At 47.2% G+C, this 25,344-nt stretch carries 27 protein-coding genes; 17 read left to right on the plus strand and 10 right to left on the minus strand.

What is annotated here, in order from left to right:
* Positions 1–543: 543 nt before the first annotated feature.
* Positions 544–1,158 carry a 2,3-bisphosphoglycerate-dependent phosphoglycerate mutase gene (locus BLV62_RS00005; protein WP_089757377.1) on the plus strand — a complete coding sequence of 205 codons (615 nt, stop codon included), beginning with the start codon at positions 544–546 and terminating at the stop codon, positions 1,156–1,158.
* 45 nt (positions 1,159–1,203) lie between these two features.
* Here BLV62_RS00005 and BLV62_RS00010 read toward each other — a convergent pair whose 3' ends face one another.
* The 5 genes from BLV62_RS00010 to BLV62_RS00030 form a co-directional block, all read right to left on the minus strand.
* Positions 1,204–1,662, minus strand: a complete 459-nt coding sequence (locus BLV62_RS00010; RefSeq protein ID WP_089757378.1) for a GyrI-like domain-containing protein — start codon at positions 1,660–1,662, stop codon at positions 1,204–1,206.
* A 64-nt stretch (positions 1,663–1,726) separates the two neighbouring features.
* Entirely contained in the window at positions 1,727–2,476 is a 750-nt protein-coding gene (locus BLV62_RS00015) for an SDR family NAD(P)-dependent oxidoreductase (protein WP_089757379.1), read from the minus strand.
* Between the two features lies 1 nt (position 2,477).
* On the minus strand, positions 2,478–3,161 hold the full coding sequence (locus BLV62_RS00020; protein WP_089757380.1) for a hypothetical protein: 684 nt from the start codon (positions 3,159–3,161) through the stop codon (positions 2,478–2,480).
* A gap of 87 nt (positions 3,162–3,248) precedes the next feature.
* Positions 3,249–3,533 (minus strand): winged helix-turn-helix domain-containing protein, encoded by a 285-nt coding sequence (locus tag BLV62_RS00025; RefSeq protein ID WP_089757381.1) that lies wholly within the window; start codon positions 3,531–3,533, stop codon positions 3,249–3,251.
* 5 nt (positions 3,534–3,538) lie between these two features.
* Positions 3,539–4,114, minus strand: a complete 576-nt coding sequence (locus BLV62_RS00030) for a hypothetical protein (RefSeq protein ID WP_089757382.1) — start codon at positions 4,112–4,114, stop codon at positions 3,539–3,541.
* A 91-nt stretch (positions 4,115–4,205) separates the two neighbouring features.
* Here BLV62_RS00030 and BLV62_RS00035 point away from each other — a divergent pair, with 91 nt between their 5' ends.
* From BLV62_RS00035 to BLV62_RS00055, 5 genes are all read left to right on the plus strand, one after another.
* The gene (locus tag BLV62_RS00035) at positions 4,206–5,057 is read left to right on the plus strand and encodes a class I SAM-dependent methyltransferase (protein ID WP_089757383.1); all 852 of its coding nucleotides are present in this window, start codon (positions 4,206–4,208) and stop codon (positions 5,055–5,057) included.
* 26 nt (positions 5,058–5,083) lie between these two features.
* The gene (locus BLV62_RS00040; protein WP_089757384.1) at positions 5,084–5,974 is read left to right on the plus strand and encodes an AadS family aminoglycoside 6-adenylyltransferase; all 891 of its coding nucleotides are present in this window, start codon (positions 5,084–5,086) and stop codon (positions 5,972–5,974) included.
* Positions 5,975–6,032: 58 nt separating this feature from the next.
* On the plus strand, positions 6,033–6,902 hold the full coding sequence (locus BLV62_RS00045) for a helix-turn-helix domain-containing protein (RefSeq protein WP_089757385.1): 870 nt from the start codon (positions 6,033–6,035) through the stop codon (positions 6,900–6,902).
* Positions 6,903–7,015: 113 nt separating this feature from the next.
* A complete protein-coding gene (locus BLV62_RS00050) occupies positions 7,016–7,429 on the plus strand; it encodes an OsmC family protein (protein ID WP_089757386.1) in 414 nt (137 codons plus the stop codon).
* 54 nt (positions 7,430–7,483) lie between these two features.
* On the plus strand, positions 7,484–8,521 hold the full coding sequence (locus BLV62_RS00055) for an alpha/beta hydrolase (RefSeq protein ID WP_211117787.1): 1,038 nt from the start codon (positions 7,484–7,486) through the stop codon (positions 8,519–8,521).
* 68 nt (positions 8,522–8,589) lie between these two features.
* Here the strand turns inward: BLV62_RS00055 and BLV62_RS00060 are convergent, their stop codons facing one another.
* Positions 8,590–8,838 carry a hypothetical protein gene (locus BLV62_RS00060; RefSeq protein WP_089757388.1) on the minus strand — a complete coding sequence of 83 codons (249 nt, stop codon included), beginning with the start codon at positions 8,836–8,838 and terminating at the stop codon, positions 8,590–8,592.
* Positions 8,835–9,134, minus strand: coding sequence for a hypothetical protein (locus BLV62_RS00065; protein ID WP_089757389.1), 300 nt, complete (start codon positions 9,132–9,134; stop codon positions 8,835–8,837). Before BLV62_RS00065 ends, BLV62_RS00060 begins: the two co-directional genes overlap by 4 nt.
* A 183-nt stretch (positions 9,135–9,317) precedes the next feature.
* Here BLV62_RS00065 and BLV62_RS00070 point away from each other — a divergent pair, with 183 nt between their 5' ends.
* The 7 genes from BLV62_RS00070 (at position 9,318) to BLV62_RS00100 (ending at position 16,279) form a co-directional block, all read left to right on the plus strand.
* Positions 9,318–10,121, plus strand: a complete 804-nt coding sequence (locus BLV62_RS00070) for an SDR family oxidoreductase (RefSeq protein ID WP_089757390.1) — start codon at positions 9,318–9,320, stop codon at positions 10,119–10,121.
* A gap of 66 nt (positions 10,122–10,187) precedes the next feature.
* On the plus strand, positions 10,188–11,096 hold the full coding sequence (locus BLV62_RS00075; RefSeq protein ID WP_089757391.1) for a helix-turn-helix domain-containing protein: 909 nt from the start codon (positions 10,188–10,190) through the stop codon (positions 11,094–11,096).
* A 98-nt stretch (positions 11,097–11,194) separates the two neighbouring features.
* Positions 11,195–12,034, plus strand: coding sequence for an SDR family oxidoreductase (locus BLV62_RS00080; RefSeq protein WP_089757392.1), 840 nt, complete (start codon positions 11,195–11,197; stop codon positions 12,032–12,034).
* Between the two features lie 2 nt (positions 12,035–12,036).
* Positions 12,037–12,291, plus strand: coding sequence for an Atu4866 domain-containing protein (locus BLV62_RS00085; protein WP_089758143.1), 255 nt, complete (start codon positions 12,037–12,039; stop codon positions 12,289–12,291).
* Positions 12,292–12,305: 14 nt separating this feature from the next.
* A complete protein-coding gene (locus tag BLV62_RS00090) occupies positions 12,306–13,223 on the plus strand; it encodes a helix-turn-helix domain-containing protein (protein WP_089757393.1) in 918 nt (305 codons plus the stop codon).
* A gap of 356 nt (positions 13,224–13,579) precedes the next feature.
* On the plus strand, positions 13,580–14,152 hold the full coding sequence (locus tag BLV62_RS00095) for a hypothetical protein (RefSeq protein ID WP_089757394.1): 573 nt from the start codon (positions 13,580–13,582) through the stop codon (positions 14,150–14,152).
* A gap of 6 nt (positions 14,153–14,158) precedes the next feature.
* On the plus strand, positions 14,159–16,279 hold the full coding sequence (locus BLV62_RS00100) for a cation:proton antiporter (protein WP_089757395.1): 2,121 nt from the start codon (positions 14,159–14,161) through the stop codon (positions 16,277–16,279).
* Between the two features lie 6 nt (positions 16,280–16,285).
* On the opposite strand, the gene BLV62_RS00105 is transcribed toward BLV62_RS00100, so the two are convergent.
* A complete protein-coding gene (locus BLV62_RS00105) occupies positions 16,286–17,233 on the minus strand; it encodes a helix-turn-helix transcriptional regulator (RefSeq protein WP_089757396.1) in 948 nt (315 codons plus the stop codon).
* 90 nt (positions 17,234–17,323) lie between these two features.
* Here BLV62_RS00105 and BLV62_RS00110 point away from each other — a divergent pair, with 90 nt between their 5' ends.
* From BLV62_RS00110 to BLV62_RS00125, 4 genes are all read left to right on the plus strand, one after another.
* Positions 17,324–18,478, plus strand: a complete 1,155-nt coding sequence (locus tag BLV62_RS00110; RefSeq protein ID WP_089757397.1) for an FAD-dependent oxidoreductase — start codon at positions 17,324–17,326, stop codon at positions 18,476–18,478.
* 13 nt (positions 18,479–18,491) lie between these two features.
* Positions 18,492–19,706, plus strand: coding sequence for an MFS transporter (locus BLV62_RS00115; protein WP_089757398.1), 1,215 nt, complete (start codon positions 18,492–18,494; stop codon positions 19,704–19,706).
* A 104-nt stretch (positions 19,707–19,810) separates the two neighbouring features.
* The gene (locus BLV62_RS00120; protein WP_168927863.1) at positions 19,811–21,217 is read left to right on the plus strand and encodes an aminotransferase-like domain-containing protein; all 1,407 of its coding nucleotides are present in this window, start codon (positions 19,811–19,813) and stop codon (positions 21,215–21,217) included.
* An 87-nt stretch (positions 21,218–21,304) separates the two neighbouring features.
* Positions 21,305–22,531 carry an MFS transporter gene (locus BLV62_RS00125; protein WP_089757400.1) on the plus strand — a complete coding sequence of 409 codons (1,227 nt, stop codon included), beginning with the start codon at positions 21,305–21,307 and terminating at the stop codon, positions 22,529–22,531.
* Between the two features lie 145 nt (positions 22,532–22,676).
* Here the strand turns inward: BLV62_RS00125 and BLV62_RS00130 are convergent, their stop codons facing one another.
* Positions 22,677–24,005, minus strand: a complete 1,329-nt coding sequence (locus tag BLV62_RS00130; protein WP_089757401.1) for a MutS-related protein — start codon at positions 24,003–24,005, stop codon at positions 22,677–22,679.
* 32 nt (positions 24,006–24,037) lie between these two features.
* The gene (locus BLV62_RS00135) at positions 24,038–25,342 is read right to left on the minus strand and encodes a MutS-related protein (protein WP_089758144.1); all 1,305 of its coding nucleotides are present in this window, start codon (positions 25,340–25,342) and stop codon (positions 24,038–24,040) included.
* Positions 25,343–25,344 lie beyond the last annotated feature (2 nt).

A 25,344-nucleotide genomic window follows, 5' to 3' on the forward strand; every position in this document is an offset into this window, starting at 1 on the left:
AAGTGTGTTAATCGTATTAGGTGAGATTGAAATTACTTTGCAAGACGCCTGTGCGTTTAAGATTCTCAAGTGTTAATCGTATTAGGGTGAGATTGAAATTTAAATAAGGGAGTGTATGATTGGGCGATAGAGAATGTGTTAATCGTATTAGGGTGAGATTGAAATCTGTTAGAGGCAATGCACGTCTGGCTGTGTAGAAAGTGTTAATCGTATTAGGGTGAGATTAAAATTAAATTTAATTGTTAAACAAACAATTTGCAACGTGTTAATCGCATTAGAGTTAGATTGAAATGACACATACTCGACCAGGGGACACGCCAGCAAACGAAGCGTGTTAATCCTATCAGGTAAGATTGAAACAAAACGTTCCCGGCGCTGGCATCCCGAAGCTGGATAAATGTTAATCGTAATACTACCAATTACCGCAATAATCACAACGGCAGCCGGTACAAAAATGATATTAATTGTATCACCAAACGCCTAATAAAAAGTGCGCTCACCAAACAATCCCCCCTCCCATCTGTTATCCCACAAAAAAAACATATGCAATCAACCCTCTTCCTCGTCCGTCACGGTCAGTCACTCTGGAACCTGGAGAACCGCTTCACTGGCTGGAAAGACATAGACCTAACGCCAACAGGCATTGCAGAAGCCGAAAAAGCAGGTATTGAATTGAAAGGCCAACACATCGATATCGCATTTACTTCTACTCTCGTACGAGCTCAACATACCCTGGATATTATACTGAAAGCCTGCGACGACCAGCAGATCCCGGTGATAAAAAATGCTGCACTCAATGAACGCTCATATGGCAATTTAGAAGGACTCAATAAAGCTGAAACTGCCAGGAAATATGGCGATGAACAAGTACATATCTGGCGCAGATCTTTCGATGTAGCCCCTCCGGGAGGCGAAAGCCTTAAAGATACTTACAACAGGGTGATCCCCTATTTTGTACATACCATTTTACCATATATGAAAGAAGGCAAAAATGTATTGATCGTCGCTCATGGCAATAGCCTTCGCTCGCTGGTTATGTTCCTCGATCAGTTGACGCCGGGACAGATCATAGATAAAGAAATTGCTACAGGGGTACCGCTTACCTATTACCTGACGGATAAACAAATGGATGGCCTTCAATATGAACCTATAAAATAAAACAAGAGGACGGCTCATAAGCAATTGAGCCGTCCCCACTCCTAACTAAATCGATAAAAAAACATCCACCGTCGCATTCGCCCAATCCCAGCTTCTCGCATCATACACCTCAAAATCAAATTTGTAACCACGGGAAATATCCGAACTCCATATCTCACGCCATTTATCTGCTACGCAATCCGGCATTTTACCCTGCGCTGTTAATTTGTTGTATTCCCCTTCCGGGATAAACAAATGTTCCATGCCTTCGGGAACGGCCGATTCATCATTTACCCGGCTACCGATGAAGTAGGCGTAAGGCGCAGTATGATCACTGTCGTAGTCATAGTATACGGCATATACTTCCTCCCCCGCTTTCTCTTTTACTTTTGCTGCATAATTTCCCTGTTGAAATTCCTGCCACAGGTTACCGCAATCAATGGCTGACTGACCATTGGCATTAGTGGTTTTTCCTTTAAGTTTGATTCCCGCTAGATGGAACCCTGGTTGTTTAACTATACTCATTGTGTTATTGGGATTAAGAACATCAAAAGTATTCAATTATTCCTTACTCCCAATTATTAAATAGCTAGCCGGCAGATATGCCGCCATCAATCGCCAGGGCGGCGCCGGTGATCATCTTGGAGTTATCGGATAACAGGAAGCCAATAAAAGGCACGATGTCTTCAACGGTCGACACGCGGCCTAACGGCATGGTAGCTGCAATCTGTTCCAGCAGCCCAGGAGTTCTGTTAATCCCAGCCAGCCACTGCTCTGTAGCCAGGGCGCTTATCACGAGCGCGTTCACCCTTACCTGGTTGCCGGCATATTCGAGTGCTGCAGCCTTGGTTAGGCCAATCACGCCATGCTTCGCAGCTACGTAAGCGGCTATACCTTTTCCCACTCCCTTTACTCCGGCAGTACTGGCTGTGTTAAGTATACTTCCGCCGGTTGCTTTCATAGCCTGTATTTCATGTTTCAGTGCATAGAAAGTCCCGGTTAGATTAACGTTTATGCTATCCGTGAACTGCGTCGCGGAAGTAGCGTCCAGCGGTGAAAAATAATGATTGCCGCCGGCGTTGTTGAAAGCGGCATCCAAACGGCCATACAGTTTGATAGCAGTATTCACCGCCTGCGCTACCTGTTTCTCGTCTGTTACGTCTGCCTGTATAAAAGTGGCTTCCCCGTTTGTTGAGCGGATTTCCTTTTCAACTTCTTCTCCTTCCTTCTTTCTTCTTCCGCAAAAAACAATCCTGGCGCCCAGGCCTGCCAAAGCCTTTGCCGTGGCGGCCCCTAAACCGGAGGTGGCGCCGGTGATCATAATTACTTTGTCTTTCATACTATTGTCTGTTTTTAGTGATGGTAAAACCGGTAGCTATCAGCCAGATGTAAGAACCGAAGCGGGCAACGGGCAACAGTATCATCAGCGGTGGAAACAATAAACTTAAAGTGGAGAGTTCCGCGATGGCAGCCAGGATAAGTCCTAACCAGGCGACCCATTTAGGAGTGTATTTTCCGAATAAACAGGGAACTGCAATACCAGCCATCAGTAGGCCCAACGCTACAACCTGCGCCACTCCTCCCGTTGCAAAACCAAATAACTGGATAGCGTGCATGGTCGCCAGATCATCTGCTACGCCAGGCTGTACCAGCACCCAGCTACACAATGCCGACAGGGTCATAAACACTGATGCGGCTATACCGCCAAATAAAGCGATGCTTACTCCTGTAACATTTACCCCCAGGAAACTCAGCCTGCTGGTAACGGCAGCGGTAAATAATCCCAGCGGTACGGCTGCGCCAAATTGCAGGAAGGCGCTATACCGGGTCGCATCTGTAAACGTAAACAGCCGATGCTGCGCCTCCGCCAGCGGCACAAAAGGATTCGGGAATCCCATACCTTTTGTTAGTATCCCAAGAAGCATCAGGCTGCCCGCAAAAAGTGAAACATGTACTATCGCCAGGATGCCGGGATGCGGGCCCCTGTGTTTATCAAACGGCGAATAAATAGAAGAAACAGACATAAAACTGGTTTATGGTTAGATAATGGATAAGCATTTTATCATTAATGTAGTTTATATTATAAACTAAATAGGTAAAAAAAATCTGCACTATAAATGCAGGTATTTTTTTATGTCCTCCACATACTTCTCAAAAGCTTTACGCCCCTTATCTGTCAGTTTGCAAATAGTATGCGGATAGTTGCCTTTAAATGTTTTGATGACTTCAATGTACTTAGCTTCACTGAGCTTCCTGATCTGCTGGCTCAAATTTCCCTGGGTAGTTTGTGTGATCTCCATCAGGTAACTGAAATCCGCCTGCTTCACCTTTACCAATGCCGATACGATAGCCAGTCGCACAGGCGTGCTTAACACAGGATCTAAGCCATTATACATTTCGTTTATGCGGTTTTTGAATATTTAAGTAAATAACCAGGCGCCAGGTAGCCGCCTAACACTGCTATCCCCTGCAACAGCGGCTTTGCCGCATCATTTACCATCACGCTGCCAAGCGCCAGCAACAAGAATAATATGCCCCCTGCTATCAACGGTTTAAAACGCATCACCAGGCCGGAAACCATCGTGCCTATGCCGCCCAGCAACAAGGTATACGTAAAAGGCGCCTGTTTCATCAGCAAACTGATCGCCACTACCAACAGGAAACAAATCCCTATCGTGAGCCACATTTGCTTCAGGAACCAGTTCAACCAGGTTTCTGTACCGGCTTTCATTCCCCTGAAATACCGGAGGGTCCAGACCCCCCCGCTGACTACGGCCACCGGGAAGGGAATAAAATACAACCTGAAGTCTGTAAACGTATGTAAAACATAAAACAACACACTGGCCCCGGCTATCAGCCAGCCCCAAAGCAAAAAGCAACTGCTCATCGCTCTGATATTGTCTTTCGTTTTTGCAATAGTATCTGTTATGATCCTCAGACTTTGCTCCGGATCCAGCTTCATTTCATTTGCTTCCATGAAGTAGCTTTTAGGGTTCAGTTACAAATATAAATATAGTTTACGTTATAAACCAAATTATTTTTTCTGTCATTCTGCGTAACTTAATTGCATGGAACAACGTAATATACAACCAGATAACACCGCCGTAAGAACAGCATTGTGGAGGGCCATGCACCTGCTGGCCGACGCGCCTCCGCACGTGATCGAAGACAATGTAGGACTGCAACTGATCGCGCCCGACGAAGGCTGGCAGAAACGACCCGATATGGACCCTTCGTTTACCAGGCGATTAAGAGCATCTATTGTTGCACGCGCCCGGTTTATTGAAGACCTGATCATCGCCGAACAGGAACGCGGCATCACACAATACGTGATACTTGGCGCCGGGCTCGACACCTTCGCCCAACGCCGGCCTGATATCGCAGCACGACTCCAGGTATATGAAATTGACCAACCCGACACCCAGACCTGGAAACAGCAACGGCTAAACGAATCAGGCTATGGCATCCCGGAATGGCTGCATTTTGTCTCCGTTAATTTCGAAACCAGCTCCTGGTGGGATGCGCTCCTGGCTTCGGGATTTGATGTGAACCGGCCTGCCGTTGTAGTTTGCACTGGCGTCACACTCTATTTAACAAGAGAGGCCATTACCTCCACCCTTAAACAATTATCTGCACTGGCCCCCGGCTCCAAACTGGCTATCACTTTTTACCTGCCCCTGGAACTGATGGACCAGGAAGACCAATTCCTGCAACAGATAGCAATTAAAGGCGCCAGGGAAGCGGGAACACCCTTTATCAGCTTCTTCTCCCCGGACGAAATTATTGCACTGGGTAAAGAAACAGGATTGAAGAACCTGGAAACCGTGTCGACACGCGACCTGCAGACCGTATATTTTTCTGGCCGGGAAGACCAGCTTGCCCCTGCAAGCGGGGAAATTTTCCTGCTGGCAACTACTTAATCTATATAATTATTTTATAGCAAAAAATGCAGGCAAGAGACGAAAAATTACAGGCGATCATCAACTGGGCACAGGAGAATGAAGATATAAGAGCGGCATTGCTTACCAGTTCATTGGTGAACCCACTGGCACGGGTAGACGACTTCAGCGACCTGGATATCGAACTGGTATTCGAAGATATCAATCCCTATGTTTCAGATAACCGGTGGCTATCCCTCTTCGGTACGCCTATTTCTTCCGTAGAAGAAGATGAAACCTGTTTTGACGGCAAACATGCTATGAAAATGGTGTTGTATGACGACCACGTAAAAGTGGATTTCAAACTCTATAAAAGATCCACATTCCTGGAAGATATACAGGCGGATGAGCTACATGAAGACTGGGATGTAGGTTATAAAGTATTGCTGGATAAAGATGGCTTGACCAGGGAACTGAAGCCTCCAACCCGACAGTCGGTTATCATCAAAAAACCTACTGAAAAAAAGTACAACCAGGTGATGAATGATTTCTGGTGGGATACCACCTATGTAGCCAAATGCCTGGCAAGGGACGAGATCTTTTATGCCAAGTTCATGTCAGAAAGCATACTGCGGATCGATTACCTGGTTCAGATACTGGAATGGTATATAGCCAGTGAACATAACTGGAATATTACCACTAACAAATATGGGCGGTATTTTAAAAGATATTTGTCTGCCGATCAATGGCAACAGGTAGAGAGAACATTCTCCGGCAGCCGGCTGGAAGATAACTGGAACGCCCTGTTTGCCTTTGCCGATGTTGTGCATTACTATGGTACGCGCCTGGCGGAAAAGCTGGGATATACCTACCCGTTAGCGCATGAACTGAATGTAAGGAAGTATTTGGAGCATACCAGGAGTTTGTCGTCTGTTAAAGCCGCCCGGTCCGCCGAATAGGCTTTCTTTCATATCTTCGCGGTACCCGGCCTGCGGGCCGGGATTAAACTTTCGGGGAATGAGAAACCAGGTATTCGAATCCAACTACAAGAAATTCGGTATGATCCAGCTGAACCAGCAAACCCTGGATCATGTAAATACAGCACAGTATAAGCCTTATATCAAAGTATTGTACCTGCCGGCAGGATATGCGCTGACCGTGGATTTCCGGCAATTTACCACCACGCAGCCCAGTTTGTTCTTTATCCACTTCAACCAGCATATACAGATAGAAAAAGCCGGGAAGCAGCCGGGCTATTTCATTTACTACAACCGGGATTTCTACTGTGTGCAGATCCACGACGAGGAAGTAGCCTGCGATGGTTTGTTGTTCAACAACATCTATAATCAACCTATGACGGAGTTGCCGCCGCGGGAAGACAAGATCGTCACGGAAGCATTCGGGGAGATCAGCGCAGAACTGGACTCAGAAGAAAGCACCCGGGAAGAAATGATACGCACCTATTTAAAACAGGTGATCATCCGCGCTACCAGGCTATGGAAACAACAACAGCTTGGCAGCCTGGAATCTGCTCCCAGCGCGGAAATTGAGTTCTTTCGCCACTTCAGCCGCCTGGTCGACATCCACTTCAGGGAAAAACACGGCGTAATGGACTACGCCGATCTCCTGGCCATCGCCCCTAAAACACTATCCAAGAAATTCAATAAACTGAACCTGAGCCAACCTAACGATATCATTAAAGACCGCATTCTCCTGGAAGCCAAACGGCTGCTGGTGTATTCCTCTCTCAGCATCAAGGAAATAGCCTATAACCTGGGATATGATGATCCCGCCTATTTCAACCGCCTTTTTACCAACCGCATAGGCGCCACGCCTGCAGCTTTCCGCAAACAATACAACGGAACCCGGGAGGTCATTTCTGAATAAATTTCCCTTCGGGGGAAAAATGTACAATTTTAATCCACCTTCTGATATTGAAGATGGAATCGCCACGCCCTAGCTTTGCATTATCAAATCACTCAAACACAAAAACGAACAATATGAAACGCAAAGCATTGGCCGTATGGAACGGCGACATTAAAAACGGCAACGGACATCTTACCACCGGCAGCACTGTATTAAACCAAACACAGTATTCTTTCAACAGCCGCTTTGCAGACGGCATAGGCACCAACCCTGAAGAGCTGCTGGCAGCGGCCCATGCAGGCTGCTTCACTATGAAACTGAGCCTCGACCTCACAACTGCCGGTTTTGTTCCCGAATCGCTGGAAACTTCTTCCGTAGTAACACTGGAAAACGGCAGGATCACGCTCTCTGAGCTAACACTCACCGCAAAAGTTCCCGCGATCTCAGAAGAACAATTCCAGGAAATTGCCCGCAATGCCGAAAAAACCTGCCCTGTCAGCCAGGCTTTCAATTTCAATATTACCCTTCAGGCGAAATTAGTACAATAACAACCATTCATATCATCTACCTTATTATTTAATTAACGTTAAACGGAACCTTTTATGAAAAAGTCAATTCTTCCTACAGCTGCTCTTATGTTATCCGCTTCTTTGGTTAACAACACCAATGCTCAACAGGTACATGCCGCCGATGATCCGGCTATCTTCACCTCAGTTAGAACTTTCCTGCACCAACTGAACAGCGGCGGCGGAAAGCCGGTAGAAGAGCTGAGTCCTGCAGCCGCAAGACAAGTGTTATCAGGATTACAGCAATCCGTTAAAGTAGATTATTCAGGAATTGAAGAAAGTGAAAGAACTATCACCCAGGATGGACAGTCGGTAAGGATCCACATCGTAAAACCTAAAGGGGTAAAAGGAGAACTGCCGGTATTTATGTTTTTCCATGGCGGCGGATGGGTGCTGGGCGATTACCCCACACACAGGCGAATGGTACGCGACCTGGTGGTAGAAAGTGGCGTAGCCGCCGTTTTCCCTGATTACACTCCTTCCCCCGAAGCGCATTACCCTGTTGCCATCAACCAGGCATATGCCGCTACCAAATGGGTGGCATTGCATGGTAAAGAAATTGGACTGAACGGAAGTAAACTGGTTGTAGCCGGCAACAGCGTAGGCGGCAATATGGCAGCGGTAGTAGCTTTAATGGCAAAAGAAAAAGGCAGCCCGGCTATCAGGCAACAGGTACTCTTCTGGCCTGTTACAGATGCCAATTTTGAAACCGGTTCTTACAAAGCCTTTGCTGAAGAACGTTTCCTCAGCCGCAATATGATGATCTGGTTCTGGGATAACTATACCAAAGATCCGAAACAACGTAAAGAGATCTATGCTTCTCCGCTCAATGCCACCCTGGAACAATTGGCTGGCCTCCCTCCTGCCCTGGTACAAACAGCGGAAAACGACGTATTGCGCGATGAAGGCGAAGCATATGCCCGCAAACTGGAAGAAGCTGGCGTACCTGTAACGCTTACCCGCTACCAGGGCCTGATCCACGATTTTGGTTTGCTGAATCCCATCGCCGGCGTACCCGCGGTAAAAACATCCATTACCCAGGCGGCAATAGTGATCCGGAACGCAGTAAAATAACTATATAAGCAAAAAACCTCCCGGGGTATTTTACTCCGGGAGGTTTCCTCTTTTTCGATAACCTGCTATCAATGCATATTTTCCATTGTAAAGCTGTAATTATCTTTGGCAGATGGAATACCCCCGCCTACCGTCACGTTCTTTACCAGGGTAACAGCATTCTTCACAGTTACATGATACTTGCCGTCGCTGCCCTTGGTCACATCCGCAGTACCGCCATTATTCACGCAACTGTACATGATAGAACCGGTGTTGACAGCAGTACCTACATTGCAATCCAGGTGCAGGATGCGGGTACCGGGATTAGCCACCATCATTTCTGTGCTGCCCAGGGTATAAGTACCTTCTCCCAGGCTGCTGAAACAGTAACCGAACTTCCGGAAAAGGGCCCGTAATCACCGCCCTGTCCTACGGTTGTACCAACAATCACTGTCAGCAGGCCGTTATTGCCGCTTTGGGACGTTTGCTGGGTAGAACTGCCCAGCGTATAGGCATAATCGCCTATTTTCCAGTTTGCAGATCCATCGCCGGCGGGTTTGTTGTCGCTGCTTTTACCGCATGAAAAAAGGCCAATGGATGCAATGGCCAAAAGGATCGGTAATAGTTTCTTCATGGTTAAAATTTCCGTTATGATTTGGGTCAGAAAAAATATGGCTTGCAAATATAATGCTAAAGCTTATCTCCGCTTCAAATCCTTATCCACAGGCGCTTCGTCATTTTAACTACAACCAAACTCAATTTGGCTACGTGGCCCTTCCCGTTCCATTGCAATTTTGTGTTATCAAATTAACAACAAATGCAAAAGACAATTTTCATAACAGGAGCGTCAACAGGTTTGGGTAAAGCAACCGCCAAACTATTTCAAAGCAAAGGCTGGAAAGTGATTGCCACCATGCGCGATCCTTCCAGGGAAACAGAACTGAACAACCTCGGCAATGTAACTTTATTGCCCCTGGATGTAACCGATCCATCACAAATTGAGTCGGCCTCCCGGGCAGCTATCGCTCAAGGAGTAGATGTTGTGTTCAATAACGCGGGATACGGATTGATAGGCCCCCTGGAAGCGCTGACCGATGCGCAGATCACCCGCCAGCTCAATACGAACCTGCTGGGCGTGATCAGGGTCACCCAGGCTTTCATTCCTTATTTCAGGGAAAAGAAAAATGGCCTGTTCATTACCACTACTTCCATAGGCGGACTGGTAGCTTTTCCCCTGGGATCTACCTACCATGCTACCAAATGGGCTTTGGAAGGCTGGAGCGAAAGCCTGGCTTTTGAACTGGATCCTTTCGGAATAGGTATCAAAACAGTGTCTCCCGGCGGTATTTCTACCGAGTTTACCGGCCGCTCCCTGGACCTGGCCAGCAGCCCGGCCTATGAGCAAATGGTACAAACAATGATGGCCGGCGTAGGCGATATAATGGAACATGCCTCCTTTCCTGAACAAATTGCCGCAGTGGTTTATGAAGCGGCCACCGATGGCAGGAACAAGTTGCGCTACCAGGCCGGCGAAGATGCTAAAGCGCTCTACGCTCAAAGGCTGGAAATGGGTGATGAAGCGTTCAGGGCGATGTTCAAAAAACAGTTTTTTGGTGAATAGACCTTCCGCGTGGCTGCCCGGGTATTAAGTGCCGGAGCAGCCACCAGGTTTTTGTATTTTTGTATTATGGAAAAGAAAACTCCTTTACGGATTTCCACAATTTCGGAGCTGCACGCGATGTTGCAGCTGCCGAAGCCCATGCATCCTTTGATCAGCCTGGCGGATAACTGCCAGATGAACGCCGGCGCCGAGATGCTGGATCATCCTTTCTTCCTCAACTTCTATAAGATCTCCTATAAATACTCCTCTACGGGCAGGATAGGGTATGGCCAGGGATATTATGATTTCAACGAGGGAGGCATGATGTTTACAGCGCCCAATCAACTGATCTATGCAGACCCCGGGGCTAAATACTCTGGCTATACTTTGATGTTCCATCCCGACTTCATCATGAATTACCCGCTGGGCAGGACCATCAAAAAATATGGCTTCTTCTCGTACGAAACGAATGAAGCCCTGCATCTGTCGGAGAGAGAGAAAAAAGTGATCCTGGGATTATTCGGGAATATCGGCGAGGAGTTGAATACCTCCATTGATGAGATCAGCCAGGACGTACTGGTATCTTATTTAGAAGTATTGCTAAACTACAGCAACCGTTTCTATAAACGCCAGTTTATAACCAGGAAAGCGGTTAACAATGATGTGCTTGCCAGGATCGAGCAACTGCTGGAAGCCTATTTTGACGACGCAAAAGCGCTGACCAACGGCTTGCCGACAGTAGAATACCTGGCTTCGCAGGTGAACCTCTCGCCCCGTTATTTGAGCGATATGCTCCGGGCGCTGACAGGACAGAACAGCCAGCAGCTGATCCATGAAAAACTCATAGAAAAAGCGAAGGAAAAGCTCTCGTCCACCGACCTGTCGGTGAGCGAAATCGCCTATGAGCTGGGATTTGAGCACCCGCAGTCATTCAGCAAACTATTCAAGACAAAAACACAACTATCCCCGCTCGAATACCGGCATTCTTTCAATTAAAAACCGGATTCCCGATTTAGCTACATCATTTCCTGATACGGCTACGTGGGAAAACTGCGCCCTAACCATCTTTGCATCATCAACAAAAAACAAAAAAGATGGAAACAAAAAAAGTATGGTTAGTAACAGGCGCTTCAAAAGGTTTGGGCCTTGCTCTGGTAAAAAAACTATTGAAAGAAGGTTTCCGTGTTGCAGCAACCACGCGTAATACCCAGTCCCTCATCGGGGAACTCGGGCAGCCTTCAGAAACCTTCTTACCCCTCGAGGTAAAACTAACGGATAACGATGACGTAAAGAAAGCGATCGAAAAAAGCATTGCACATTTTGGACAGCTGGATGTTGTTGTAAACAATGCCGGTTACGGGCAGATCGGTACATTGGAAGAGCTGACAGATGAAGAAGCGAGAACCAATTTTGATGTAAATGTTTTTGGAGTGCTGAACGTGATCAGGAACGTTATGCCTTACCTCAGGAAACAGCAATCCGGTTATATTTTCAACATTGCTTCGGTAGGCGGTTATTTTGGCGGTTTCCCCGGTTGGGGCGTCTATTGCGCTACCAAGTTTGCGATGGCCGGTTTTACAGAAAGCCTGGCGGATGAGATCAGGGAATTTGGCGTAAAAGCCACTGTAGTGTATCCTGGCTATTTCCGCACAGATTTCCTCAACCAGGGTTCTATCAGAACTCCTCAGCAACCCATCGCCGAATATGAAGCGGCGCGGAAACTGGAACAGGCGCACCTCGACGATATCAATGGCAACCAGGCCAACGATCCCGACAAAGCAGCCGATGTGCTGATCGCCATCAGTAAAGAAAACAATCCACCTGTTCACCTCTTCCTGGGTAATGATGCTTATGAAATGTATAAAAAGAAAAATGAGCTCATTGCCAAAGATGTAGAACAATGGAAAGCGCTCACAGTATCAACAGCCATATAGTTATGAACCCGACGATAGAAGAAACCAAAGCATACCTTGGCATGTGGGTAACCCGCGATGGATATGTACGGCATGAACTGCTGCCGGGCAACCGTTACGACGAAGCCAGGGGAAACCGCAAAAGCGCTTACCAGGGAAGTTACAAGGTAAGCGGCAATCATATCGATTATAAAGATGATACAGGTTTTACGGCAGATGGAGAATTCAGGGACGGCATACTGTATCATGGCGGTATGATCCTGTACAAGGAAAAATAATTAAGTAAATTAGCATGATGAACCAGACATTCCGCTTTAACTCAATATCCGATTTTCACAGCTTCTGCGGCCTGCCGAAGCCAGAACACCCGCTGATCAGCCTGATAGACTACAGCAAGGTAGTTTATCCCATCAACGACAGCGAAATGAAATGGATACAGAATTACTATTCTGTAGGCTTAAAGCGGAATGTCAATGCTAAATTCAACTACGGGCAACAACCTTACGACTTCGATTCGGGCGTACTTACTTTTATTTCGCCTCTCCAGTTCCTGAGGGTCGAGATCAACCCTGACGCAGTGGTAGAACCCACCGGCTGGCTGTTGCTGATCCACCCGGATTTTATCTGGAATACCTCACTGGCTAAAAAGATCAAATCGTACGACTTTTTCCAGTACGCGGTAAATGAAGCTCTTTTTCTTTCTGATAAAGAAGAAAAGATCATTGTGGATATATTGCAGAATATAGAAAAGGAATACCAGTCGAATATCGATAAATTCAGCCAGGAGCTGATCATTGCGCAGATAGAACTCCTGCTCATTTATTCTGAGAGGTTTTATGAAAGACAGTTCCTTACCCGTAAGAAATCCGGGCACGAACTGATCTCCCAGTTCGAAGAGGTGCTGAACAGGCATTTTGAGAATGGCGATATGCTGAGGAATGGCATTCCCACCGTTACTACAATTGCCGAGCAAATGAACATCTCTCCCAGCTACCTGGGAAAACTGCTGCGGATGCATACCCAGCAAACAACGCAGCAACATATCCAGAACCGCCTCATCGAATTTGCGAAAGAACGCCTGAGCACTACCAATATGTCGGTCAGTGAAATTGCCTATGAACTGGGATTTGAACACCCTCAATCGTTCAGCAAACTGTTTAAACAAAAGACTAACCAGTCGCCGCTCGAATTCAGGCAGTCATTTAATTAAAGAAGGAGCTTCCGGAGAAGCCTTTATTACTTCGCTTCCAGCTCCACTTTCAGCGTCTCGAACAACCCGTTTACCTCCAGCACGGTGAGTGCCTGTATTGTTTCACAGAAAAGCAGGAAGCGACAAACGCAAATTCCTCATCGCTGAGTGGTACAATTTTTTCTATATGCGTTCTGAGTACTTGCATTTATAATACCTTATTTGCCAGGCGATCGTTGGGTTTGCAGTTTTTTTACTATATTCATAATACAGGTCATGCAAGATAACAATTGGCCGGCATGTTAATCCATTACTTCGAATGGGGCATCCAACGCATCACTGATGCCGCCCGGTTCTAAACCAAAACGTGTTCGGGTATGCTGAAATTTTTTAAAATTATACCATTTTTTGCCTGGTTGCTATTATGCGCCTGCGGCGATAGCGGCAGGGAGAAAAGCCTGGACGAAAGGGAGCGCGCGCTTGCAGAAAAGGAGCAACAGTTTGCCTTAAAACAACAGGACTACGAATCGCTGTTACGAATGCGCGATAGCATCCTGGCTGTAAAAAATGGCGATTCTGCGCCCACCGCCTGGCCTGCCCGCATTCATGGGTTATGGACCAGCAAACTGGTATGTATCGCTTCCCAATGCAATGAATATGTGATAGGCGACCAGAAAACAAATGAGATATGGGATTTTACCAACGACTCGTTACGTACCCTGGTGGCTATTCTAAACAACAAAACCCTTGTCAGGGTATACAAAGGGATATACGACTCAAGTACTATCCGGTTGCATTTTACCACCGACTCACTTTCCAAACGCCCGGTTACCATGAATGTACTGCTTGACCAGATTTCGGGCGAAAGCATAAAAGGTACGCAAACCATCACTATCGACACTACCTGTACGGCTAAGTTTTCAGTGGAGTTGTCCCGTATTCAGAAATAGATAGCCATGTTCTTACTTAACATACATAACATTACACTACCGATATCCGACCCGGTGCTGAAGTTCCTGCTCGAGCTTGTGATCATCCTGGGTGCGCCATTGTTGCTTAACAGGATCAAAGTGCCTCATTTGATTGGGCTGATCATTGCCGGCGCCATTGTGGGGCCTAATGGTTTTAATCTCTTAGCCCGCGACAGCAGCGTTGTGGTAACCGGTACCACCGGCTTGCTTTATATCATGTTCCTGGCAGGACTGGAAATTGATATGGGAGACTTTAAGAAGAATAAATGGAAAAGCCTGACGTTTTCGGTTTACACCTTCGCTGTTCCATTTCTTCTCGGGTACATAGGAGGATATTACGTCCTGCATTTTTCTGTGCTTACCTCTATTCTGTTTGCCAGTCTTTTTTCTTCCCATACCCTTATCACCTACCCGCTGATCAGCAAAATGGGGATAACCAAGAACCGGGCGGTGAACATACTCGTTGGCGGCACCATGGTTACAGATGTACTATCGCTGCTGGTTTTGGCGGCGGTGGTAGGCCTTACCCAGGGCAACGCCACACAGGGTTTCTGGATACAGCTCGGCATATCGGTGATCGTTTTCGGACTTATTGTGCTACTGATTTTCCCGATTATAGGCAAATGGTTTTTTAAGAATGTTGAAGACAAAATTTCGCAATACATCTTCGTATTGGTGATCATTTACCTGGCAGCCCTGATAGCGCAGATAGCGGGAATAGAAGATATCATTGGCGCCTTCTTCGCCGGGCTGGCCTTAAACAAGCTGATTCCAAGATCCTCTTCCCTGATGAACCGGGTTGAATTTGTAGGTAATGCCATCTTCATTCCTTTCTTCCTGATAAGCGTGGGCATGCTGATAGATTTCAAAGTCTTTTTTAAAAGCTGGGAAACCATCAGCGTTGCCGCCATTATGTTAATTGCATCAATAGGCGGAAAATACCTGGCGGCATTGCTGACCCAGAAAACCTTCCGGCTAACCAACGATGAGGGTACGCTTATTTTCGGTATGAGCGCCGCCTCGGCCGCCGCTACCCTGGCTTCCGTAATGGTAGGTTACAATATTATTATCTCTGAAAATGCCGCCGGGGAGCCGGTGAGGTTATTGAACGAACATGTGCTCAACGGAAGCATCCTGCTGATCCTGATCTCCTGTACCGTTTCCTCGTTCGTGTCGATGTCGGCTGCGCAGGGCATTTCGGCAGCTACCAATGAAGACACCGTAGCAGAAGGCAGCGATGAAGAAAGAATACTGCTGGCCATCAAATACCAAAGCATGGTAGATGTTATGGTTAACTTAAGCCTGCTGCTGAAAGCAAAAACCAATACAGAAAACCTGTTTGCATTGAATGTAGTGAATGAAGAGAAGAATGAATCGTCTGTCAGGAATGCAGAAAAGGTATTGAAAGAAGCCGAAGACGCGGCAGCAGCGGCCGATGTGAAACTGCAGTCGATCATGCGGTACGACTACGATGTTATTTCGGGCATCAACAATGTGATAAAGGAAAAGAAGATCACCGACCTGGTTATCGGTCTTGAACATGAAAGACAGATCACGCCGGCGTTTGTATTCAACCTGCAGAACGGGTACCTGCAAAACGATAATATCAATGTGCTGGTTTATCATGCTGCCCAACCCATTGCAACGGTCAACAGCTATACAGTGCTGATACCAGAGCTGGCCCACCAGGAACCCGGCTTCTTCCATATACTGCTGCGTATCTGGAACATTGCCCGCAACTCGGGGGCTACAATGAACTTCTATGCCAGCACCCCCATCCTGGATATACTAAATGCCATCAATAAAAAATCCTCTATCGAAGCTACTTTCAACCCGATTAAAAACTGGGCTAAAGCAGAGGAAATAGCCGGGTCGCTGAAAGAGAACGAAGCCTTGTTCATCATTATGGCTAAGAACGGGATGATCTCCTACACCCCGCGAATGAAAGCAATCCCCGATTTCTTAAACAAGAAGTTACAGGACAGGAATTTCATGCTTCTTTTCCCATTTTCCGAATCTGATACTAATGATTATGAGAAGAGGGCAATTAATAACAACAGGGATTTTATTGAGATAGGGAAGATAATCAGGAAGGTGTTTAAATGATGAGGCCTACCCCATCGCATACTTCTTCGGATTTACCCCCACATGCTCTTTAAACACCTTCGCAAAGTGGCTCAGGTTACTAAACCCTAGCTGGTAACCTACATCAGAAACAGAAAGATGCTCCTCTTTCAGTAAACGCGCCGCCTCTTTCATCCTGAACTCCTGGTAATAGCTGAAGATACTGTTACCGAAGATCTGCCTGAACAGCCGTTTCAACTTGGTAGGACTCATATTAGCAGCAAGAGCCAGTTCATCGATCACCGGCGGAACGTCTATACGCGCCAGCATCCGTTCCCGTATTTTGTAAATTGCCTGGATATCCTTACTGTTTAAAGCATACAGATGTTCTTCATCCCGTTTTTCCAACTCCATTAACAAACGGCAAACCAGTTCCTCCGCTTTTATTCTCAGGAAAAACAATTCAAAAACTTCATCCACCTGTTCTGTCATCATTTCATCTACTACCTTCTGTAATACAGGATGGATCAACTGTTCGAACAACAAAGGCTGGGTATTCTGCAACAGGCTTTGCAGGGCCGGCGACTTATTCGAAGATTCGAAAATACTGTTCAGGTAACCTGCATCCACTTCTATATTTATCGATGAAGTACTGGACTGAATGGGGATAACAGCATCTGTATCCAATGTGCTGGTAGCTATCAGCACCGATGGAAAAGCAGGCGGGCGATCTTCCTCCATTTGGAAAATATGCTGAAACTTGAAGAGGATCATTTTTCCTACCATATGCACTTCGGGATTATGCAGTATCACCTCTTCTTTAAGCTCGTAGTTCAGGATCAGCATGCGTATATGCTCATTAAACACGTAGCCCCTGCAATATCCCTGGCCGTATGGTTCGGGAATCTTCATCCGCCCGTTCCTCAGCTTTGTACCCAGCAACCGGGCAAATGCCTGTAAGACCGCAGGTTCGGTTGGCTGTTTTCCTTTCTTCATAAAAAGTCTTTTACAGCTATTTTTTGGTCAAATGTAGGTATTTAAGCGCTAAAGTACCAGGTAACTTTGCATTGAATTAAACATCCGATCATGTTATTAGCAAACAAACAGGTAGCGATCGTAGGCGGAGGCCCGGGAGGCCTTACCCTGGCCAGGCTTCTGCAACTCAAAGGCGTTAACGTGAAAGTTTACGAAAGGGATACAGATAAAGATGCCCGCCTGGTAGGTTCGCCGCTCGACATGCACGAAGGCTCGGGAATGGCCGCATTGATCAAAGCCGGGTTGCTGGACGAGTTCAAAAAGAACTTCCGCCCCGGCGCTGACAAAAAGATCATCGTAAACGAGCAGGCGGTAATACAGTTCAGCGATCATGACACCAAACCGGTTGAAGACTTCGGGAATGCGGCATTTCACCCCGAAATAGACAAGGGGCCGTTGAGGAATATATTGCTTGACTCCCTCCAACCTGGTACCGTATTATGGAACCGGCACTTTATTTCACTGGAGGCGGCAGGTGAAGGCTGGCAATTACGTTTTAAGAATGCAGATCCTGCGTATGCCGATATTGTGATTGCGGCCGATGGAGCTAATTCCAGGATCCGCCCCTACCTTACAGACGCCAGGCCGTTTTACACCGGTATCACGATGTTGGAAGGCAATGTACATAACGCAGAAAAATCCGTTCCCACAATTTACACCTTATTGAATGGCGGAAAGCTAATGGCCTTTGGGAATGAAAAGAACCTCTTAATGGGCCTGAAAGCAAATGGCGATCTTACCTTTTATGCCACATTTAAACCAGCGGCAAATTGGGCTGCCAGCAGCGGTTTGGAGTATTCTGACAATAAGCAGATGCTTGCCTGGTTCAGGGAAACATACACCGGCTGGAGCAGCGCCTGGTATCAATTGTTCGAAAAGGCATCAACCCCGTTCATTCCCCGCCCTATTACCTGCATGCCTTTAGATCAAAGCTGGATACCCCTGCCTAACCTTACCATGATCGGCGATGCCGCACATGTAATGCCGCCGTTTGCAGGCGAGGGCGCCAACATGGCCATGCTCGATGCGCTTGAACTGTCTGAATATCTAACCACCGGCAAGTATTCCGCTATCCACGAGGCTATTACAGCCTTTGAAAACAGTATGCTTAAAAGAGCGGCAGTTGCTGCACGTCAGTCGCTCGATAACGGTGAACGCATGCACTCCGCGAATGCGCTGGAGCAGATGTTAAAAATTTTCAGTTAATCCCTTTATTAAAATGAGATCGAAAAACAATTTATGGATCATTATCGCTATCCTCGCCCTGAACTCCATTGGTCTGTCGATAGTCCTCCCCCTGCTGCCTTTCCTGGTAGCTAAATATTTGCCCCCTCACCAAGTGGTAGTAGGGATGAGTTTACTGATGTCTGTATTCGCTGCCTGTACCTTCTTTGCCGCGCCTATCCTGGGCGGGTTAAGCGACAGGTATGGCAGGAAGATCATTCTTATAATCAGCCTGCTGGGATCTGTTGCCGGGTATGTGATATTCGGCATAGGCGGCGCCTTATGGATCCTTTTCCTTGGGCGGATCATAGATGGGCTCACGGCCGGTAACATAAGTACTTTATTTGCCATCGTATCAGATAGTACCGAGCCGGAAGAGAGAACTAAATGGTTCGGGTATATTGGTTCGGTAATGGGTTTGGGGAAGATAGGCGGACCAGCAATAGGCGGATTGCTGGGAAGCATTGCGCTTTCTTTGCCGTTTTTTGTAACCGCCGGCCTGATTTTTATTTCCGGTTTGCTAGCCTATTTCCGCTTACCTGAAACACGGCCGGCAGACAAAAGAACGCCACGCCTTACGGGCGCTGGTTTCAATATCTTCACCCATTTCAAAGAGGTATTCGGGCTTCGGGGGCTTGCCATGTTATTCGTGTCAGGTACGCTCTTCTATGCAGGCCAGGGTATCTTCCAGTTTAATTTCACCCTCTTCCTTAAAGACGTATATAAATGGGGACCTGCCATTATCGGCAGCCTGTTAACGATCGTTGGAGTTTGTGATATTGCCACACGCGCCTTGTTATTGCCCTGGCTATTGAAAAATTTCAGCGAACAGCGTATAGGCATTACCGGGCTCGTTGGACTGGCAGCAGGACTGGCATTGATCTGCACCTGCGCTTTTGTTCATTCAGTATTGTTAATTTCCCTGGCCATTATATTTATCATTGCAGGAGTAGGATTGTTTGAAAGCATTTATAACGGAAGACTTTCCCGGTCGGTTGATGAAAGCCAACAGGGAAAATTGCAGGGAGTGAACCAAAGCCTGCAATCGGCCAACAATATGCTTGTTCCTTTAGGCGCTGCCGCCATCTATTTTCATAGTCCCGCTATGTTGTATGCTGTGGCCACCTTTATTGCCCTGTTTGCGATGTTTACCTATTCGAAGTACTTGCCCGTTAAAAAAGCAGTTATGGAAAGCGGGACATTGGTCTGAAAAAACAGGTAATCTATCCTGTGTTCCTTTATTCTTTTTCTCCAACTTAAATTCCATAGCTTTACAGTACAGGTAACGAATATGTAATATTTAGCAATACAGATGTGAAGACGTATAAATTCGAGGTGTTCACCTCCGACATAGAAAAAAATATCCTGGAAGGGATCTTCAAACCCGGCCATAAGCTGCCCTCGGTCCGTGAACTGAAAGAACAGTACCGGACCAGCATCAGTACTATACAAAACGGCTATGAATATCTCATTATCCGTGGACTGGTAGAAAGCATACCTAAATCGGGATATTATGTCAGCAACCGGCCGGAAGGTTCTAAACAGCAGGCAAAAGCCAGGCATAAACCAGTTGTGAGAGATGCTGTTTTCAAGCAACACCTGGGACTTACGACCTCGCTGAGAGCAGGCCGCAAGTTATCAGAATTTAACGTAGCAGCCCCGGGCGACCTCTTTATGCCCCAAAAGTTGTTATTGCGTACTATGCAGCAGGTGATCCGGGAAAAAGGCGCAGCATTGCTTCGCTATTACCCTTCCAACGGATCGGCAGAACTGCGGAACATTATCGCCAAACGGGCTACCGCTTACCAAACTATCATGAACCCCGACGAACTACTTGTTACGGATGGCGCGTTACAGGCCCTATATATAGCCCTGGCGGCGGTTTGCCAGCCGGGAGATGTGATCGCAGTTGAAAGTCCCTGCGTGTTTTCCGCATTGGAAGTGATACGGATGCTGAACCTTAAAGTGATTGAAGTACCGGTAGACCCGCGTACGGGGTTCGATGTTGATTTCCTGAAAAAGGCTTGCCATAACACCGCCATTAAAGCCGTAGTAATAACGCCCAACTTCCATAACCCAACAGGCAGTTTGCTGGGCAACGAACAAAAACTGGCGATATTATCTATTGCACATCAGTATAATGTTGCCATTATCGAGAATGATATTTACGGCGATCTGAATTTCCAGGGTCCCCGCCCTTCTACCATAAAAGGGAGCGACGACAGTGGCCTGGTACTCACCTACTCCTCCTATTCCAAAACCCTGGCGCCGGGAATAAGGCTTGGATGGTTATCGGCCGGCCGGTTTATGGAACGCGCAGAGCAGATCAGGTTCGCATTGGGCAGCAGTGTTTCTCCCCTGTACCAGGAAACTATCAGCCGCCTGTTAAGCAGCAGCAGTTACGACAGGCATGTGCGTGCATTCAGGATGCAACTGGCGAAGAATGCCTACTTCGCCATCAACCTGCTGGCCGACAATTTCCCTAAAGGTACTGTTATAGCAACACCTGCGGGCGGCTACAATCTATGGGTGAAAATGCCTGAACAGACAGACATGGCAAATTTCTACCACCAATGCGAAAAGATCGGCGTACGCTTTACTCCCGGCTACACGTTTTCGTTTGCCGGCAGGTTCGACAAGTATTTCAGGGTAGTATTTGCAGATAAATTTTCTCCTAAAAGAATTGAGGCCATTAAACTGGCGGGAAAGCAGTTTTCTTAACTGGTCTGTACTGGTTGTTTTTTCAGGATGTGTACAGGATGCGCCTCCGTGATCCAATCTAATTTTGCTTTACAATTATGAAAGGCAATGAACATCAGTACAAAAGTTACATCACAAACGGGCGCAATTTCAAAAGACCAGCTTATACCCGGCGCCAGGGCTACAAAGAGCGAAGTGGTCCTCGTATCGCTGGCTACATTTATCATCTTTTTCCAGGCGTTTATGGTAGCGCCGCTGTTGCCGGAACTATCAGGTTTCTTTGGCAGCACCGTTCAGCAGATCAGCTTCATAGAACCTGTGTACTTGTTAGGATACGGCGTATTCACCCTGGTGTACGCCCCGCTGAGCGATCGTTACGGGCGGTATAAGATCATCGTATTTTCCTTCAGTCTTTTCCTCTTCTTCACCTTTTGCACAGCCTGGGTAGAAAATACCACGCAGATGATCTGCATACGGCTACTCACAGGAGTTTGTGCCGCAGGTATTGCCCCTACCACCATCAGTTGGATCAGCGACCGGTTTCCTTACGGCGAACGCGGGTATGCGCTGGGTATTTTCTTTGGATGGATGGCCGGCGGCATGGCGTTTGGCTCCAGCGTGGGCGCACTGCTGGCCGGCATCATCGGCTGGCGCACCTTATTCTGGCTCGTAACCTTTGCTGGCATGATCATATTGCTTTTGAACATCCATCACCGGCAACGGCTTTTCCCTGACCTGCGGGGTTCCGCAGCCGGCCGATCCCTGTTCAGGGTTTTCAAAGAAATACTATCACTGCCCCGAGCCAAAGGCACGTATTTTTTTGTGTTCGAAAATGGGCTATTTCATAGCGGTGTTTTTGCCTGGCTGGGCGTTTACTTTCATCAATACTACCAGTTGAATGAACAGGGCATTGGCCTGGCCCTCCTGGGATATGGCATACCCGGCCTGGTTCTTGGTCCGGCGCTTGGCCGCATGGCCGATAAAATGGGCAGAAAAAAGATCATTCCGCTGGGCATAGTCCTGGGCGGCGTCACGGTAATTGCACTGAGTTTCGTGCCCCCGTTATACGCAGCATGTATCCTTGTGACTATATTGTCGCTGAGTTTCGATCTCACACATCCTTCACTGGCAACTATCGTAACTTCTTTCAGCAAGCAAAACGCCGGCGGTTCAACGGGGCTGTTTGCCTTCTTCCTCTTTATGGGATATGGCTTTGGCAGCCTGTTATTCAGCCTGCTGGTGTCGAGCGGGTTGATTGAAACATTACGGGTGTTTGGCGGAATGGCAATCGTAGCATCGGTTGTGGCAGGAAGATTTTTCCGCAGGGGACATTGAGCAATGCCTGCTCTCTAAAAAAGGCCGGCCGGAAGAACTGGTATCTTCACGACCGGCCAATGTAAGGCTTCATTCAGTTAAGCCCCAATAGCGGAAAGAAAGGACATAAAGTCAAAATAAATTACCAGCAGCAGAAGGATCACGGTCAGCTTCTCACTCCCTGCGTTATCAATTCCAAAATACCTTCATTCTCAATGATCATCATTCCCTGCCTGTCTTCCGTAATACCTTTCTTCAGTTGGTAAGTATAACGCGGACGGCCATTCTCCATCACCGTTGGCATGTACTCAAAGTTGATGTGCTTATTTTCCATCAACGCGGCGCCAACTTCAATAATATGGGTTGAAACGATGAACAGGCAGTTACGATATTCGGCGAAAGCTGCGGTAACAGCTAATGTACCATCATAAGCATCTTTTACATTGGTACCCTTGAACAATTCATCAAATATCAATAAAAGGTTCTTACCGCTGGCAACTGCATCTGCCGCCTCTTTTACACGCATGACCTCCGCATAGAAATGACTGTATCCCAAACCGATATTATCGGCAGTATTAATAGAAGTATAAAGACCCTGGCGAACAGAAAACGTTAACTCCGACGCCGCTACCGGGAAACCCATATGGGCCAGGTACAAACCTATACCGATGGCTTTCATCAGGGTAGACTTGCCTGCCATATTTGCACCTGTAAGAAAAAAGACATTGTTACCGGTATCCATCTTCACAGTATTGCCTACTGCTCCTTCAATTGCAGGATGCCTGAGATCTGTGGCAGAAAACAGGTTGGCCGATGCAGGTTTTGCTTCTGCATAAGCAAAACCTCTTGTACGCGCTACATCACTCACCGCAATAAAAACATCTGCTTCGTAAATAAATGAGAGTACTTTCTCAATTTTATTACGGAACTTACTTCTCAGGAAATAATCGTACGACGCCATTTTCTGTAATGGGAGCGCCCTGTATATATCAATTTCACATAATTGTACAATTGTTTTATCGGCCATTATTTCCCTTACATCCGCAATCCTGGCTTCGTAAGCAGCTGGGATATTCCCCATCCTGCCTATAAACTCCCTGCAGCTACGCAGGGTACCAATTGCAGCGTGCAACCCCTGCACTATTTTTTTCAGCCCCTCATCATGCACCAGCGAAGAAAGCGCCATTTTTACCAACAAGTTGCCAAGTGCCAGCAATTCACTGTTCCCGGTACCGCTGTCGATATACTCCCGGACATCTGCCAGTTGCTGCGGATCGAAAGTAAAAGTAAGCGCCTGCTCCTGGAAGTAGCGGATAATACTGCTACGCGCATTTATCGCCTCTGCATCTTCCAACGGAGACCGGAACATCTCATCCAGCATCTGGGCGCCGCCCTGGCTCTTCACCTTATTGAACAGGTGATAAACAGAATCCGTACGGAACTTGCCGCTAAGGTTCAATTCCTCCCGTGTTTGCCTGTCTATATGGAAACTCATCTTTTATATTTAATTAAATAACTGTTATTCAACTACGCGTTAACCTGCTTCTTCCCGTTCCTCAATACTTCCAGTATCCCTGCATTCTGTATGATCACCATTCCATGCCGGTCGGCAGTAATGCCTTCTTCTAACCGGTAGGTATATTCCGGCGTATGACCGTTCATGCGGGTTGGCAGATACGAAAAGCCTACAGCGGGTAGTTGAGCCAATTCTTCTCCTGCTTCCACGATGTGCGACGAGATCACAAACATGCTGGCGGGGCAGTTCGAAAAAGCGCCTGTAACAGCCACTGTTGCTTCGTGTGCATCCTTTACATTAGTTCCCCTGAATAGCTCGTCAAAAATTACAAAGAGGGATCTTCCTTTATTCAGTTCGCTGGCAAGCTGTTTAAGTCTCAATACCTCTGCATAAAAGTGGCTGGCGCCAATACCCAGGTTATCAGGCAGGTTGATGGTAGTATAGATGCCGTCCATTACCGTAAATTCCATTGCAAGCGCCGCTACCGGGAACCCCATATGCGCCAGGTAAAGCGCTGTTCCCAGCGAGCGAAGGAAAGTAGATTTGCCCGCCATATTTGCACCGGTAAGAAATAAAACATTCCGGTCGCCCCCTAATACTATATCATTGCCTACGGCATGCTCAACACAGGGATGAAAAACGCCTTTCAGTTTTACCTGTTTATTAGCGGTATCGTGTACCACGGGAAAAGCAAACTTCCTGGTATTAGCTACCCGGGCCACTGTCAGGTAAACATCCAACTGGTATATCTTTTCCAGTACCTGTTTTATGGCATGATGCTCCTGCATCCTGAAAAGGTTATCATACGCCGTGGTAACAGCATACGACAACCTCGCTTTAAGCGGTTCTGCGAACACAGATCTGAGGGCCGGCCGGTCGAGCAATTGCGCGATCTCTTCCCGTTCGGCTGCATAAGCCGAAAGACCTGTTACCGATGGCTGACTGATAAACGCCTTTGCCTGCTGCAACAGGGTAATAACGGCTGTTGTACCCTGTTGCAGATCTTTTTCACTTAATTTTTGCATAGCCGCTTCACTTGCCGGGCCAGGGATGTTAGCAAGGTATTTTTCGGCCATATCAAAAGATGCCGCTTCAAAAGGAAATGATAAACCCCGCTCTGCAAACTGGCGGATCAGGGCAGTTCGGTTCCGGATCGCGATCACATCAGACAGCGGATGCCTGAACATAAATTCCAGCAATGCTTCCCCTCCCCGGGTTGCCGTCTGGTTATAGATTTCATAAACGCCGCTATAATCGCCCTTCCTAAAAAAACGGAGATCTTCGATCGTCTGTTCATCTGTCTGCAAATACTTCATAC

The sequence above is a fragment of the Chitinophaga terrae (ex Kim and Jung 2007) genome (genome assembly GCF_900107795.1).
GTDB classification, from domain to species: Bacteria; Bacteroidota; Bacteroidia; order Chitinophagales; family Chitinophagaceae; genus Chitinophaga; species Chitinophaga terrae.

What these genes read in the sequence shown, in the direction of transcription:
- BLV62_RS00010 (WP_089757378.1), bottom strand. Translation starts at nt 1,662, where the DNA reads ATGAGTATAGTTAAACAACCAGGGTTCCATCTAGCGGGAATCAAACTT.
- BLV62_RS00050 (WP_089757386.1), top strand. Translation starts at nt 7,016, where the DNA reads ATGAAACGCAAAGCATTGGCCGTATGGAACGGCGACATTAAAAACGGC.
- BLV62_RS00090 (WP_089757393.1), top strand. Translation starts at nt 12,306, where the DNA reads ATGATGAACCAGACATTCCGCTTTAACTCAATATCCGATTTTCACAGC.
- BLV62_RS00105 (WP_089757396.1), bottom strand. Translation starts at nt 17,233, where the DNA reads ATGAAGAAAGGAAAACAGCCAACCGAACCTGCGGTCTTACAGGCATTT.
- BLV62_RS00005 (WP_089757377.1), top strand. Translation starts at nt 544, where the DNA reads ATGCAATCAACCCTCTTCCTCGTCCGTCACGGTCAGTCACTCTGGAAC.
- BLV62_RS00030 (WP_089757382.1), bottom strand. Translation starts at nt 4,114, where the DNA reads ATGGAAGCAAATGAAATGAAGCTGGATCCGGAGCAAAGTCTGAGGATC.
- BLV62_RS00055 (WP_211117787.1), top strand. Translation starts at nt 7,484, where the DNA reads ATGAAAAAGTCAATTCTTCCTACAGCTGCTCTTATGTTATCCGCTTCT.
- BLV62_RS00115 (WP_089757398.1), top strand. Translation starts at nt 18,492, where the DNA reads ATGAGATCGAAAAACAATTTATGGATCATTATCGCTATCCTCGCCCTG.
- BLV62_RS00015 (WP_089757379.1), bottom strand. Translation starts at nt 2,476, where the DNA reads ATGAAAGACAAAGTAATTATGATCACCGGCGCCACCTCCGGTTTAGGG.
- BLV62_RS00075 (WP_089757391.1), top strand. Translation starts at nt 10,188, where the DNA reads ATGGAAAAGAAAACTCCTTTACGGATTTCCACAATTTCGGAGCTGCAC.
- BLV62_RS00045 (WP_089757385.1), top strand. Translation starts at nt 6,033, where the DNA reads ATGAGAAACCAGGTATTCGAATCCAACTACAAGAAATTCGGTATGATC.
- BLV62_RS00060 (WP_089757388.1), bottom strand. Translation starts at nt 8,838, where the DNA reads ATGATGGTGGCTAATCCCGGTACCCGCATCCTGCACCTGGATTGCAAT.
- BLV62_RS00110 (WP_089757397.1), top strand. Translation starts at nt 17,324, where the DNA reads ATGTTATTAGCAAACAAACAGGTAGCGATCGTAGGCGGAGGCCCGGGA.
- BLV62_RS00125 (WP_089757400.1), top strand. Translation starts at nt 21,305, where the DNA reads ATGAACATCAGTACAAAAGTTACATCACAAACGGGCGCAATTTCAAAA.
- BLV62_RS00025 (WP_089757381.1), bottom strand. Translation starts at nt 3,533, where the DNA reads ATGTATAATGGCTTAGATCCTGTGTTAAGCACGCCTGTGCGACTGGCT.
- BLV62_RS00085 (WP_089758143.1), top strand. Translation starts at nt 12,037, where the DNA reads ATGAACCCGACGATAGAAGAAACCAAAGCATACCTTGGCATGTGGGTA.
- BLV62_RS00100 (WP_089757395.1), top strand. Translation starts at nt 14,159, where the DNA reads ATGTTCTTACTTAACATACATAACATTACACTACCGATATCCGACCCG.
- BLV62_RS00035 (WP_089757383.1), top strand. Translation starts at nt 4,206, where the DNA reads ATGGAACAACGTAATATACAACCAGATAACACCGCCGTAAGAACAGCA.
- BLV62_RS00095 (WP_089757394.1), top strand. Translation starts at nt 13,580, where the DNA reads ATGCTGAAATTTTTTAAAATTATACCATTTTTTGCCTGGTTGCTATTA.
- BLV62_RS00135 (WP_089758144.1), bottom strand. Translation starts at nt 25,342, where the DNA reads ATGAAGTATTTGCAGACAGATGAACAGACGATCGAAGATCTCCGTTTT.
- BLV62_RS00130 (WP_089757401.1), bottom strand. Translation starts at nt 24,005, where the DNA reads ATGAGTTTCCATATAGACAGGCAAACACGGGAGGAATTGAACCTTAGC.
- BLV62_RS00070 (WP_089757390.1), top strand. Translation starts at nt 9,318, where the DNA reads ATGCAAAAGACAATTTTCATAACAGGAGCGTCAACAGGTTTGGGTAAA.
- BLV62_RS00020 (WP_089757380.1), bottom strand. Translation starts at nt 3,161, where the DNA reads ATGTCTGTTTCTTCTATTTATTCGCCGTTTGATAAACACAGGGGCCCG.
- BLV62_RS00040 (WP_089757384.1), top strand. Translation starts at nt 5,084, where the DNA reads ATGCAGGCAAGAGACGAAAAATTACAGGCGATCATCAACTGGGCACAG.
- BLV62_RS00080 (WP_089757392.1), top strand. Translation starts at nt 11,195, where the DNA reads ATGGAAACAAAAAAAGTATGGTTAGTAACAGGCGCTTCAAAAGGTTTG.
- BLV62_RS00065 (WP_089757389.1), bottom strand. Translation starts at nt 9,134, where the DNA reads ATGAAGAAACTATTACCGATCCTTTTGGCCATTGCATCCATTGGCCTT.